This window comes from Pseudomonas sp. USTB-Z (genome assembly GCF_019691255.1).
In the GTDB taxonomy this organism is placed as follows: domain Bacteria; phylum Pseudomonadota; class Gammaproteobacteria; order Pseudomonadales; family Pseudomonadaceae; genus Aquipseudomonas; species Aquipseudomonas alloputida.
The window spans coordinates 15,034-28,297 of record NZ_JAECZP010000023.1 but is presented as its reverse complement, the minus strand read 5'-3'; the positions used below and the strand labels follow the sequence as shown (position 1 = coordinate 28,297).

The 13,264-nt window shown below is 62.1% G+C and carries 12 protein-coding genes; 10 read left to right on the top strand and 2 right to left on the bottom strand.

Annotation, left to right across the window (positions count from 1 at the left end; translation table 11 throughout):
• Nucleotides 1–136 precede the first annotated feature (136 nt).
• Both I8746_RS22110 and I8746_RS22105 read left to right on the top strand, forming a co-directional pair.
• Nucleotides 137–922, top strand: a complete 786-nt coding sequence (locus tag I8746_RS22110; RefSeq protein ID WP_003254337.1) for an outer membrane protein OmpK — start codon at nt 137–139, stop codon at nt 920–922.
• Nucleotides 923–1,274: 352 nt separating this feature from the next.
• Nucleotides 1,275–2,057, top strand: a complete 783-nt coding sequence (locus I8746_RS22105) for an outer membrane protein OmpK (protein ID WP_012051676.1) — start codon at nt 1,275–1,277, stop codon at nt 2,055–2,057.
• Nucleotides 2,058–2,196: 139 nt separating this feature from the next.
• Here I8746_RS22105 and I8746_RS22100 read toward each other — a convergent pair whose 3' ends face one another.
• Nucleotides 2,197–3,111, bottom strand: coding sequence for a DUF808 domain-containing protein (locus tag I8746_RS22100; protein WP_088513764.1), 915 nt, complete (start codon nt 3,109–3,111; stop codon nt 2,197–2,199).
• A gap of 132 nt (nt 3,112–3,243) precedes the next feature.
• On the opposite strand from I8746_RS22100, the gene I8746_RS22095 reads away from it, so the two are divergent.
• A complete protein-coding gene (locus I8746_RS22095) occupies nt 3,244–3,855 on the top strand; it encodes a TetR/AcrR family transcriptional regulator (protein WP_010955036.1) in 612 nt (203 codons plus the stop codon).
• A 122-nt stretch (nt 3,856–3,977) separates the two neighbouring features.
• Here I8746_RS22095 and I8746_RS22090 read toward each other — a convergent pair whose 3' ends face one another.
• On the bottom strand, nt 3,978–4,418 hold the full coding sequence (locus I8746_RS22090) for a heme-binding protein (protein WP_012051674.1): 441 nt from the start codon (nt 4,416–4,418) through the stop codon (nt 3,978–3,980).
• Nucleotides 4,419–4,675: 257 nt separating this feature from the next.
• On the opposite strand from I8746_RS22090, the gene gcl reads away from it, so the two are divergent.
• From gcl to I8746_RS22055, 7 genes are all read left to right on the top strand, one after another.
• Nucleotides 4,676–6,451, top strand: coding sequence for a glyoxylate carboligase (gene gcl, locus I8746_RS22085; RefSeq protein WP_003254345.1), 1,776 nt, complete (start codon nt 4,676–4,678; stop codon nt 6,449–6,451).
• 54 nt (nt 6,452–6,505) lie between these two features.
• Nucleotides 6,506–7,288, top strand: coding sequence for a hydroxypyruvate isomerase (gene hyi / locus I8746_RS22080; protein ID WP_192907490.1), 783 nt, complete (start codon nt 6,506–6,508; stop codon nt 7,286–7,288).
• A 152-nt stretch (nt 7,289–7,440) separates the two neighbouring features.
• On the top strand, nt 7,441–8,334 hold the full coding sequence (locus tag I8746_RS22075) for a 2-hydroxy-3-oxopropionate reductase (protein ID WP_003254347.1): 894 nt from the start codon (nt 7,441–7,443) through the stop codon (nt 8,332–8,334).
• Nucleotides 8,335–8,574: 240 nt separating this feature from the next.
• On the top strand, nt 8,575–9,849 hold the full coding sequence (locus tag I8746_RS22070) for a glycerate kinase (protein ID WP_003254348.1): 1,275 nt from the start codon (nt 8,575–8,577) through the stop codon (nt 9,847–9,849).
• Entirely contained in the window at nt 9,846–11,261 is a 1,416-nt protein-coding gene (gene pyk, locus I8746_RS22065; protein ID WP_003254349.1) for a pyruvate kinase, read from the top strand. Before I8746_RS22070 ends, pyk begins: the two co-directional genes overlap by 4 nt.
• A 206-nt stretch (nt 11,262–11,467) precedes the next feature.
• Nucleotides 11,468–12,340 carry an urea transporter gene (locus I8746_RS22060; RefSeq protein ID WP_108190947.1) on the top strand — a complete coding sequence of 291 codons (873 nt, stop codon included), beginning with the start codon at nt 11,468–11,470 and terminating at the stop codon, nt 12,338–12,340.
• 45 nt (nt 12,341–12,385) lie between these two features.
• Nucleotides 12,386–13,207: an ion transporter gene (locus I8746_RS22055; RefSeq protein WP_012051670.1), complete on the top strand. Its 822-nt coding sequence runs from the start codon at nt 12,386–12,388 to the stop codon at nt 13,205–13,207.
• Nucleotides 13,208–13,264: the final 57 nt, after the last annotated feature.

The following is a 13,264-nucleotide window of genomic DNA, read 5'->3' as shown; positions in this document are numbered from 1 at the left end:
AAAGGGGCGGTGCATGACCGCCCCTCATTTACCTCTGCAGTAACCGCTACGCCGTCGACCCGCCGGAATGGGTCGCCCGGGGCGCCTGCGCGCCAAAAAAACCGCCAACAAAAACAATAAGTCCGGGAATCACAACATGAAGCGCATCACCACGTCCCTGTTGTTGGGCAGCAGCCTGCTGGCCACCCTACCCTCGCACGCAGGCGAATGGCTGCAGTGGCACGGCGAAAGCCTGACCTACCTGTACGGCAAGGACTTCAAGGTCAACCCTGATATCCAGCAGACCATCACCTTCGAGCACGCCAACAAATGGAAGTACGGCGACACCTTCATGTTCGTCGACAAGATCTTCTACAACGGCAAGGCCGACCCCGGCAAAGGTGTGACCACCTACTACGGCGAGTTCAGCCCACGCCTGTCATTGGGCAAGATCTTCGACCGCAAGCTTGCCTTCGGTCCGATCAAGGATGTGCTGCTGGCCATGACCTACGAGCGCGGTGAAGGCGACAACGAGGCCTACCTGATCGGCCCAGGCTTTGACTTGAACATCCCCGGCTTCAACTATTTCACCCTCAATTTCTACGTGCGCAACACCGAAGGCAGCCGCCCCGGTGACAACGTCTGGCAGATTACCCCCGGCTGGTCGTACACCCTCCCTGTAGGCCGGTCAGACATTCTGATCGACGGTTACATGGACTGGGTTACCGACAACGACCAGACCCGCCGTGGCACCTATCACGCCAACCTGCACTTCAACCCGCAGGTCAAATACGACCTGGGCAAGGCGCTGAACCTGGGCGCCAAGCAGCTCTACGTCGGCTTTGAATACAGCTACTGGAAAGACAAGTACGGCATTGACAGCCGCGGCAACCTGGACAGCAACCAGAGCGTGGCCAGTGCGCTGATCAAGGTGCACTTCTAGGAAGTTGACCAAACGCACAAGTTTGAATCACCCCGCTCCAGGACGGAGCACTTGAGGCGCGGCGCGCAAGCCAGTAATCTGCGCGCCCCCTCGATCAGGGCAGAACGGATTCTGCCTGCGTTTACTGACCGCTCAGTCAATGAATACGGGCGGTTGGCCAACGTGTTGCCAGCCTGAAAGACCCTTTTCATCCGTTCAGAACGAAGTCGAGCAGGAAGGTTTTGCCAACCCGGAAAAGTTGGCTCGACCCTTGCCAAACAGCTGTGGCCTATCGAAAAAAGCTGACTCAAAAGACAAAAAAGCGCCGGCAACGAGCGCTGACAACAGATCAATCAAGGGAGCGACACTCGCAATGCGTACCATCAACAGCCTGATCCTCGCCGGCGGCCTGCTGGCCTGCGGCACCACCTTCGGCGGCGACCTGCTGCAATGGCAGAACAACAGCCTGACCTACCTGTGGGGCAAGAACTTCAAGGTCAACCCGGCAATTCAGCAAACCGTCACCTTCGAGCACGCCGATGGCTGGAAGTACGGCGACAACTTCATTTTCGTCGACAAGATCTTCTACCAGGGCCAGAAAGACGCCGGCAACGGCCCGAACACCTACTACGGTGAGATCAGCCCACGCCTGTCGTTCGGCAAGATTTTCGACCAGAAGATCGAGTTTGGCCCGGTCAAGGACGTGCTGTTGGCGATGACCTACGAGTTTGGCGAGGGTGACACCGAGTCTTACCTGATCGGTCCGGGCTTCGACCTGGCCATCCCGGGCTTCGACTACTTCCAGCTGAACTTCTACAACCGCACCACCGACGGCAGCCGCGCGGGCGACAACGTGTGGCAGATCACCCCGGTGTGGTCGTACACCATTCCGGTCGGTGACTCCGACGTGCTGATCGACGGCTTCATGGACTGGGTGGTGGACAACGACGAGAACCGCCGCGGCACCTACCAGGCCAACCTGCACTTCAACCCGCAGATCAAGTACGACCTGGGCAAGGCATTGCACCTGGGTGAGAAACAGCTGTATGTGGGTGTGGAGTATGACTACTGGAAAAACAAGTACGGCATCAAGGACAGCGATGCCTTCACTACCGACCAGAACACCATGAGCTTCTTGGTCAAGGTTCACTTCTGACCTGAGTTAGCGGGGCCGCTTTGCGGCCCATTCGCGGGTAAACCCGCTCCTACAGGGGACGCGCCGGGTTCAAGGCAAACGCGGTACCTGGTAGGAGCGGGTTCACCCGCGAACCGGGGCAAAGCCCCGGCAAAGCGCCTCAATTGGCCGGCCGAACCGCCCGCCACAATTTCCCCGCAACGCTTACCACCGCCAGCACCACAGCACCTGCGAGGACTCCGACCCCGCCGTTGAGCAACGCGCCGGTCAACGCCCCGCCACGCCCTTCGCTGAACGCCTCGATGGCATGATGCAGCGGCTCGATGCCATGCACCAGGATCCCACCGCCCACCAGAAACATCGCCGCAGTACCAATCACCGACAGGCTTTTCATCATGTACGGCGCCGCCCGCAGGATGCCGTTACCCACTGCCTGAGTCAGCCTGGAGGTTTTGCGGGCCATCCACAGCCCAAGGTCGTCAAGCTTGACGATCCCGCCTACCAACCCATACACACCAATGGTCATGACCACCGCAATGCCCGACAGCACGATGATCTGCTGGGTCAGCGGCGAGTCAGCCACGATACCCAAGGTAATGGCGATGATTTCCGCCGACAGGATGAAGTCGGTACGCACCGCCCCCTTGATCTTGGCTTTTTCAAAAGCCACCAGGTCAACACTGGCATCGGCAACAGCCTCCTTGCGCGCCGCGTGCTGTGCCTCATCCTCTTCCTTGCTGTGCAAGAACTTGTGCGCCAGCTTCTCGAAACCCTCGAAGCACAGGAACGCGCCACCCAACATCAACAACGGCGTAACCGCCCAGGGTATGAACGCACTGATCAGCAACGCGGCCGGTACCAGGATCGCCTTGTTGACGAACGACCCCTTGGCCACCGCCCAGACGACCGGAAGTTCGCGATCGGCGCGCACGCCGGTGACCTGCTGGGCATTCAGCGCCAGGTCATCACCCAGCACGCCTGCGGTTTTTTTTGCCGCCACCTTGGTCATCAGAGAGACGTCGTCCAGCAGCGTGGCGATATCGTCGATCAGTACCAGTAGACTGCTTCCTGCCATGTTTGCTTGTATCCAAATAAGTCAATGTGCCGGATTCTAGCCCAAAGCCGCTGCCTTGAGCGCCCGTCGAGGCCGGTGCTACCATGCCCGATCCCCCTTAGAGGTGGCCAGACACGAGGAAGATCCCTGACCATGAGCACCATTCGCGAGCGCAACAAGGAATTGATCCTGCGCGCGGCCAGCGAGGAATTCGCCGACAAGGGCTTCGCCGCCACCAAGACCAGCGATATCGCGGCCAAGGCCGGCCTGCCCAAGCCGAACGTGTACTACTACTTCAAGTCCAAGGACAACCTTTACCGCGAGGTCCTGGAAAGCATCATCGCGCCGATCATGCAGGCATCCACGCCGTTCAATGCAGACGGCGACCCGAAGGAAGTGCTGAGTGCGTACATTCGTTCGAAAATTCGCATTTCGCGTGACCTGCCCCATGCGTCCAAGGTGTTCGCCAGCGAGATCATGCATGGCGCGCCGCACCTGTCACCGAACCAGGTAGAGCAGTTGAACGAGCAGGCCCGGCACAACATCGAGTGCATCCAGCGCTGGATCGACCGCGGGCAGATCGCCCATGTGGACGCGCATCACCTGATGTTCAGCATCTGGGCGGCGACCCAGACCTATGCGGACTTCGACTGGCAGATTTCTGCGGTGACCGGCAAGGCCAAGCTGGCCGACAGTGATTATGACGCGGCGGCCGAAACCATTATTCGTATGGTCTTGAAAGGTTGTGAGCCTGAGGCAGCCTGAACCATCCCGAAGGGCCATTCGCGGGCAAGCCCGCTCCCACAGGATCACCACTTGCCTGAAGGTTGTGGAGTCCCTGTAGGAGCGGGCTTGCCCGCGAATGGGCCAGAACAGGCAATAGAGATTTAGGCCGCTACCCCGGCATCTGCCCGCAACCCCACCTCCTCGATCGCACTGATCGCACACTGCTCGTCGATATCCGACGTATCGCCGCTGATCCCCACGGCACCCAGCACCTTGCCGTCCTGATCACGAATCAGCACCCCACCCGGCGCCGGCACCACCGGCCGCTCACCCATCCCGTTCAACGCGGCAAAAAAAGCCGGCCGCTGCTGCGCATCCAGCGCCAGCAAGCGCGACCCCTTGCCCAGGGCAATCGCCCCCCAGGCTTTGCCAGTGGCCACTTCAGGACGAATCAAGCTCGCGCCATCCTCGCGCTGCAGCGCCAGCAGGTGCCCGCCGGCATCCAGCACCGCCACGGTCAGTGGCGCGGCATTGATCTTGCGGCCCGCCACCAGCGCGGCATTCACCAGGCTGACGGCGATTTTCAGGTTCAGAACGTTCATGGAAAGGTCCTCTTCTTGTTGTGAGAAGCCCGGAGGGCAGTTGAAAACCGATCGAACAAATAGAACACAACGAGAGATATTTTTGTATACAATATTTTGAAACGATCGTATGCGATGACGCAAACCCTCGTTTTCACGGGCGCTCTGACGAATGCCAGCTTAGTCGATGAAAACCCATTGACCTGAGCCGCCAGGCGTGAATACACTCTGTCGCAAAGCAAGTTGTATACAATTACAAAATCGATGAGGCACAAACCATGAGCAAAATGAGAGCAATCGATGCAGCCGTTCTGGTCATGCGCCGTGAAGGTGTAGATACCGCGTTCGGCATCCCGGGGGCTGCCATCAACCCGTTGTATTCGGCCCTGAAGAAAGTCGGTGGCATCGATCACGTCCTCGCTCGTCACGTCGAAGGTGCCTCGCACATGGCCGAGGGCTACACCCGCGCCAACCCGGGCAACATCGGTGTGTGCATCGGCACTTCCGGCCCTGCCGGCACCGACATGGTCACCGGCCTGTACAGTGCCTCGGCCGACTCCATCCCGATTCTGTGCATCACTGGCCAGGCGCCACGTGCCCGTCTGCACAAGGAAGACTTCCAGGCTGTCGACATCACTAACATCGTCAAGCCGGTGACCAAGTGGGCGACCACCGTTCTGGAGCCAGGCCAGGTGCCTTACGCCTTCCAGAAGGCCTTCTATGAAATGCGTACCGGCCGCCCAGGCCCGGTGCTGATCGACCTGCCGTTCGACGTGCAGATGGCCGAAATCGAATTCGACATCGACGCCTACGAACCACTGGCAGTCAACAAGCCATCCGCCACCCGCGTACAGGCCGAGAAAGCCCTGGCCCTGCTCAATGACGCCGAGCGCCCACTGCTGGTAGCCGGTGGCGGCATCATCAACGCCGATGCCAGCGACAAGCTGGTCGAATTCGCCGAACTGACCGGCGTACCCGTGATCCCGACCCTGATGGGCTGGGGCACCATCCCGGACGACCACGCCCAGATGGTCGGCATGGTCGGCCTGCAGACCTCGCACCGCTATGGCAACGCAACCCTGCTGAAGTCCGACCTGGTATTCGGTATCGGTAACCGCTGGGCCAACCGCCACACCGGCTCGGTCGATGTCTACACCGAAGGCCGCAAGTTCGTGCACGTGGACATCGAGCCGACCCAGATCGGCCGTGTGTTCACCCCGGACCTGGGCATCGTTTCCGATGCTGGCAAGGCACTGGACGTGTTCCTGGAAGTGGCCCGCGAGTGGAAAGCCGCCGGCAAGCTCAAGTGCCGCAAGGCCTGGCTGGAAGAGTGCCAGGAGCGCAAGTCGAGCCTGCAGCGCAAGACCCACTTCGACAACGTGCCGGTCAAGCCGCAGCGCGTCTACGAAGAAATGAACCAGGTGTTCGGCAAAGACACCTGCTACGTCAGCACCATCGGCCTGTCGCAGATTGCCGGCGCGCAGTTCCTGCATGTGTACAAGCCTCGCCACTGGATCAACTGCGGCCAGGCCGGCCCGCTGGGCTGGACCATCCCTGCTGCGCTGGGCGTGGTCAAAGCCGATCCGAAGCGCAAGGTTGTGGCGCTGTCCGGTGACTACGACTTCCAGTTCATGATCGAAGAACTGGCGGTGGGTGCGCAGTTCAACCTGCCGTACGTGCACGTGCTGGTCAACAACGCCTACCTGGGCCTGATCCGCCAGGCGCAGCGTGGCTTCGACATGGATTACTGTGTACAACTGGCGTTCGAGAACATCAACTCGACCGACGCTGCCACCTACGGTGTCGACCACGTCGCCGTGGTCGAAGGCCTGGGTTGCAAGGCCATCCGTGTGTTCGAGCCAGCAGAAATCGCCCCTGCCCTGATCAAGGCACAGAAGATGGCCGAAGAGTTCCGCGTGCCGGTGGTGGTTGAAGTGATTCTCGAGCGTGTGACCAACATTTCCATGGGCACCGAGATCAACGCGGTCAACGAATTCGAAGACCTGGCCCTGGTCGGCAACGACGCGCCAACCGCCATCTCGCTGCTGGACTGATCGCCTGACGCCCCCAGGCACGCCCTGGGGGCCTTCATCGCAAGGAGACAACTCATGCCTCGCTTCGCTGCCAACCTGTCCATGCTGTTCACCGAACAGGACTTCCTGGCCCGCTTCAAGGGTGCCGCCGATGCTGGTTTCAGCGGCGTCGAATACCTGTTCCCGTACGACTTCAGCGCTGCCGACATCAAGCAGCAGCTGGAAGCCAACGGCCTGACCCAGGTGCTGTTCAACCTGCCGGCCGGCGACTGGGCCAAAGGTGAGCGCGGTATCACCTGCCACCCTGACCGCGTCGAGGAATTCCGCGCGGGTGTCGACAAGGCCATCGAATACGCCAAGGTGCTGGGCAACACCCAGGTCAACGCCCTGGCCGGCATCCGCCCACAAGGCCCGGACTGCGCCACCGTGCGCAAGACCTTCGTCGAGAACCTGCGCTACGCCGCTGACAAGCTCAAGGGCGCCGGTATTCGCCTGGTCATGGAAATGATCAACACCCGCGACATCCCAGGCTTCTACCTGAACACCACCCAGCAGGCCCTGGAAATCCAGGCCGAGGTGGGCAGCGACAACCTGTTCCTGCAATACGACATCTACCACATGCAGATCATGGAAGGTGACCTGGCTCGCACCATGGAAGCCAACCTGAAACTGATCAACCACATCCAGCTGGCCGACAACCCCGGCCGCAATGAACCAGGCACCGGCGAGATCAACTACCGCTTCCTGTTCGAACACTTGGACCGCATTGGCTACCAGGGCTGGGTGGGCGCGGAGTACAAGCCGCTGACCACCACCGAAGCGGGCCTGGGCTGGCTGAAAACCCACAACGCAATCTGAGGAACAACTCGGGACCCTGTGGGAGCGGGCTCGCCCGCGAACACCGGCAAAGCCGGTGCCATCCACCGAGTTGTCTGCTTCGCGGGCGAGCCCGCTCCCACAGGGGGCCAAAGCTTGCTTGAGATATCACAATTACAAAGAGGTAATTTCTCATGGCTAAAATCGGTTTCATCGGCACCGGCATCATGGGCAAGCCCATGGCCCAGAACCTGCAAAAAGCAGGTCACAGCATCTTCGTTTCCACCCACCACGACGCCGCGCCAGCCGACCTGATCGCCGCCGGTGCCGTGGCCCTGGCCAACCCGAAAGAAGTTGCCCAGGAAGCCGAATTCATCATCGTCATGGTTCCCGACACTCCGCAGGTCGAAAGCGTCCTGTTCGGTGAAAACGGCGTGGCCGAAGGCGTTGGCCCGAACAAGGTGGTGATCGACATGAGCTCGATCTCCCCTACCGCTACCAAAGCCTTCGCCGAAAAAATCAAGGCTACCGGTGCCGCCTACCTGGACGCCCCAGTGTCCGGTGGTGAAGTCGGCGCCAAGGCCGCGACCCTGAGCATCATGGTCGGTGGCTGCCCGAAAGCCTTCGAGCGCACCCTGCCGCTGTTCGAAGCCATGGGCAAGAACATTACCCGGGTCGGTGGCAACGGTGACGGCCAGACCGCCAAGGTCGCCAACCAGATCATTGTCGCCCTGAACATCCAGGCCGTGGCCGAAGCCCTGCTGTTCGCCGCCAAGAACGGCGCCGACCCTGCCAAGGTGCGTGAAGCACTGATGGGCGGCTTTGCTTCGTCGAAAATCCTCGAAGTGCACGCCGAGCGCATGATCAAGGGCACCTTCGACCCAGGCTTCCGCATCAACCTGCACCAGAAGGACCTGAACCTGGCCCTGCAAGGCGCCAAGGAACTGGGCATCAACCTGCCCAACACCTCCAATGCCCAGCAAGTGTTCAACACCTGCCAGGCACTGGGCGGCGGCAACTGGGACCACTCGGCGCTGATCAAAGGCCTGGAGCACATGGCCAACTTCTCGATCCGCGACGACAAATAAGACGTTTTTAGCCTTCACTGGCCTCTTCGCGGGTAAACCCGCTCCTACCAAAGACCGCACAATCGCTCAGAGCTGTGCATGTAGGAGCGGGGCTTGTCCGCGAAGAAGCCAACGCCGTTGAACCTGCGACCACAGGCCCAATGGTGGCATCGAGCAACACCCGCCCCTGGTTCGGCCTGCACGGAGGCAGTTCCAGGGGCGTTTTTGATTCTGCAGAACAACAATAATTGGGAGCCTGCCATGTCGGTCGATCCGCAAAAACTTCTCCGCGAACTGTTCGACACAGCCATAGCCGCCGCCCACCCCCGTCAAGTCCTCGAACCCTACCTGCCCGCCGATCGCAGCGGCCGGGTTATCGTCATCGGCGCCGGCAAGGCCGCAGCCGCCATGGCCGAAGTGGTCGAGAAAAGCTGGCAGGGCGAAGTCTCCGGCCTGGTCGTGACCCGTTACGGCCACGGCGCCAACTGCCAGAAGATCGAGGTGGTCGAAGCCGCCCACCCGGTCCCGGACGCTGCCGGCCTGGCGGTGGCCAAGCGCGTGCTGGAACTGGTCAGCAACCTCAACGAAGAAGACCGCGTCATCTTCCTGCTGTCTGGCGGTGGCTCGGCGCTGCTGGCCCTGCCTGCCGAAGGCCTGACCCTGGCCGACAAGCAGCAGATCAACAAGGCACTGCTGAAATCCGGCGCCACCATCGGCGAGATGAACTGTGTGCGCAAGCACCTCTCGGCGATCAAGGGCGGGCGCCTGGCCAAGGCCTGCTGGCCGGCCACGGTCTACACCTATGCCATTTCCGATGTACCGGGCGACCTCGCCACGGTCATCGCTTCCGGCCCCACCGTGGCCGACCCGAGCACCTCGGCCGACGCCCTGGCCATCCTCAAACGCTACAACATCGAAGCGCCCAAAGCGGTCATCGACTGGCTGAACAACCCGGCCTCGGAAACCGTCAAGGCCGATGACCCGGCCCTGGCCCGCAGCCACTTCCAGTTGATCGCCAAACCCCAGCAGTCGCTCGAGGCCGCCGCGGTCAAAGCCCGTCAGGCCGGTTTCAGCCCGCTGATCCTCGGCGACCTGGAAGGTGAATCGCGCGAAGTGGCCAAGGTGCATGCCGGTATCGCCCGGCAAATCGTTCAGCACGGCCAGCCGCTCAAAGCGCCCTGCGTGATCCTGTCGGGTGGCGAAACCACCGTGACCGTGCGCGGCAATGGCCGTGGCGGGCGCAACGCCGAGTTCCTGCTCAGCCTCACCGAAAGCCTGAAAGGCCTGCCGGGCGTGTACGCCCTGGCCGGTGATACCGACGGCATCGATGGCTCGGAAGAAAACGCCGGTGCCTTCATGACCCCGGCCAGCTACGCCAGCGCCGAAGCCTTGGGCCTGTCGGCCAGCGACGAGCTGGACAACAACAACGGCTACGGCTACTTCGCCGCGCTGGATGCGCTGATCGTCACCGAACCGACTCGCACCAACGTCAACGACTTCCGCGCCATCCTGATCCTCGAGACTGCCCAATCATGACGCCTGATAAAAAAGTTAAGATCCTCGCCACCCTTGGCCCTGCGATCAACGGCATCGACGATATCCGCCAGCTGGTCGAAGCCGGGGTGAACATCTTTCGCCTCAACTTCAGCCATGGCGAGCATGCCGACCACGCCCTGCGCTACCAGTGGATCCGCGAAGTCGAGCAGCAACTGAACTACCCGCTGGGCATCCTCATGGACCTGCAAGGGCCGAAGCTGCGCGTTGGCCGCTTCGCCGAAGGCAAAGTGCAGTTGCAACGCGGGCAGGCCCTGCGCCTGGACCTGGACAAAACCCCGGGCGACAGCCGCCGGGTCAACCTGCCGCACCCCGAAATCATCGCCGCCCTCGAGCCCGGCATGGACCTGCTGCTGGACGACGGCAAACTGCGCCTGCGCGTGACCGCCAAGCACAGCGACGCGATTGACACCGAGGTGCTGAACGGTGGCGAGCTTTCCGACCGTAAGGGCGTCAACGTACCGCAAGCGGTGCTCGACCTCTCCCCGCTCACCGAAAAAGACCGCCGCGACCTGGCCTTTGGCCTGGAGCTGGGTGTGGACTGGGTCGCCCTGTCGTTCGTGCAGCGCCCTGAAGACATCGTCGAAGCGCGCCAGCTGATTGGCGACCGCGCCTACCTGATGGCCAAGATCGAGAAGCCATCGGCCGTCGAGCAACTGCAAGCCATCGCCGAGCTGGCAGACGCGATCATGGTGGCCCGTGGTGACCTGGGCGTGGAAGTACCGGCCGAGAGCGTGCCGCAGATCCAGAAGCGCATCATCGGCACCTGCCGCCAGCTGGGCAAACCCGTGGTGGTGGCCACGCAGATGCTCGAGTCGATGCGTTTCTCGCCAGCGCCAACCCGTGCCGAAGTCACCGACGTGGCCAACGCGGTGGCCGAAGGTGCCGATGCAGTGATGCTGTCGGCCGAAACCGCCTCGGGTGATTACCCGCTGGAAGCCGTGCAGATGATGAGCAAGATCATCCGCCAGGTTGAGAACGGCCCGGACTACCAGGCCCAGCTCGACGTCGGCCGGCCAAAGGCCGAGGCCACCGTGTCGGACGCCATCAGCTGCGCGATCCGCCGCATCAGCGGCATCCTGCCGGTGGCGGTGCTGGTCAACTACAGCGAGTCGGGTGCCTCGACCCTGCGCGCGGCACGTGAGCGGCCACGGGCACCGATCCTCAACCTGACGCCGAACCTGAACACCGCACGGCGCCTGAGCGTGGCCTGGGGCGTGCATTCGGTGGTCAACGACCGCCTGCGTCAGGTCGACGAGGTGGTTTCCACCGCCCTGGAGATTGCCCAGGCGCAAGGCATGGCCAGCCGTGGCGACACGCTGCTGATCACCGCTGGCGTGCCTTTCGGCAAGCCGGGTACGACTAACACGCTGCGGATCGAGACTTTGATCTGAGATTGCCGGGGGCGCGTTGCGCCCCTTTCGCGACACAAGGCCGCTCCCACAGGGCCACGCTGGCACAAGGGAATGCGATCCCTGTGGGAGCGGCCTCGTGTCGCGATTGGAGGGCAAAGCCCTCCCTGAATACCGCTTTACCCGACCGCGGAAAACCGAGGCCCAAAGAGGCCCACCGCTCCCCCATCAACCTCACTGACTGCCCCATGTACACCAAAAATTTCGTCAACCCGTGCCCCGACTGGGCCACGGCGTTACTCAACGGCTTCAGCCAAGTGCTGCTGCTGCGCAACCCCCTGTGCGGCCTGTGCTGCCTGCTGGCTATCCTGCTGACCGCACCCAACCTGGTCGGCGGCGCCCTGCTTGGCGCCCTGGCCGGCCTGCTCACCGCCCAGGCACGCGGCTATGACCGTGCCGACCGCCAGGCCGGGCTGTACTGCTACAACGGCGTGCTGATCGGCATCCTGATCAGCGCCGTGCTGCCCTGGTCGGTCATATTGCCCCCCCTGATCATCGCCGCCGGCGGCCTGTCCAGCATCATCACCCACCAGTGGCGCAAGCGCGGCGGCAAGTTGCTGGTCGCCTACACCGCGCCATTCGTGCTGCTGGGCTGGGGCACACTGCTAGTCGTCAGCCCCTCACCCAGCGGCTTCGTCGAAGCTGACCCGCTGTACGCGCTGGCCCGCGGCGTGGGCCAGATCTTCCTGCTCGACCAGCCCTTGGCCGGGTTGCTGATCATCGTGGGCATGTTCATCGCCAACCCCTATGCGGCGCTGTGGGCGGTGATCGGCTCGGCCATTGGCGGCGGGGTGGCGTTGCTCGCCGACCAGGCACAGGGAGCGTGGCTGGGTTTGTATGGCTTCAATGGCGCACTGGCGGCACTGGCCTTCAGCAGGCAAGGTGAAAAACCTTGGGTAACGCTGCTGGCGATAGCGTTGGCCCTGCTGTTGCAACCGCTGTTCAAGCTGCTGCCAGTGCCTGGCCTGACCGCCCCCTTCGTTGCCGCCTGCTGGCTGATGCACTTGGGCAGTCACCTGGCGCAACCCAGGCAGCGCAACGCCAGCCGCTTGCACGGCTGATACGCAACCCCTAGGCTCAGCCCATCGCTTTTGTGGAACGAGCCAATGAACAACCCAGCGAGCCTGCGCGAGCGGCTCTTCGTCATCGTCTTCCAGACCGACACCGTAGCCGGTCGCCGCTTCGACAAGATCCTGTTGCTGATCATCCTGGCCAGCCTGGTCACGGTGATCCTCGACAGCATCGATGAGGTGCACCAGGGCTACGCCGGCCTGCTGGCCGGCATCGAGTGGGGCTTTACCGCAATCTTCCTGGCCGAATACATCACCCGCCTGTACTGCTCGCCCAAGCCGTTGCGCTATGCCTTCAGTTTCTACGGCCTGGTCGATTTACTGGCGATCGTGCCGGGGATCCTCGCGCTGTACTACAGCGACGCCCAGTACCTGCTCATCATCCGGGTCATCCGGATGCTGCGGATCTTCCGTGTACTCAAGCTCAGCCCGTACCTCAAGCAGGCCCATTACCTGATGGAGGCGCTACGCGGCAGCAAGCAGAAGATCATCGTGTTCCTGGTGACAGTATCGACGCTGGTAACGGTGTTCGGCACGCTGATGTACGTGATCGAAGGGCCTGAGCATGGCTTTACCAGCATCCCCAAAGGCATCTACTGGGCCATCGTTACCCTGACCACCGTGGGCTTTGGCGACATCGTGCCCAAGACGCCGCTGGGGCAGGTGCTGTCGTCGCTGGTGATGATTACCGGTTACTCGATCATTGCCGTGCCGACCGGCATCTTTACCGCCGAGCTGGCCAATGCCATGCGTGGGGAGCAGCTGCAGCATGATTGCCCGACCTGCCACAAGAAGACCCACGAGCATGGGGCAGCGTTCTGTTCTCGCTGTGGGAATGGGTTGTTTCCCAAAGCGTGACAGCGCCTGCGCCGGCCTCTTCGCGGGTAAACCCGCCCCTACAACAGGCCCGGACCG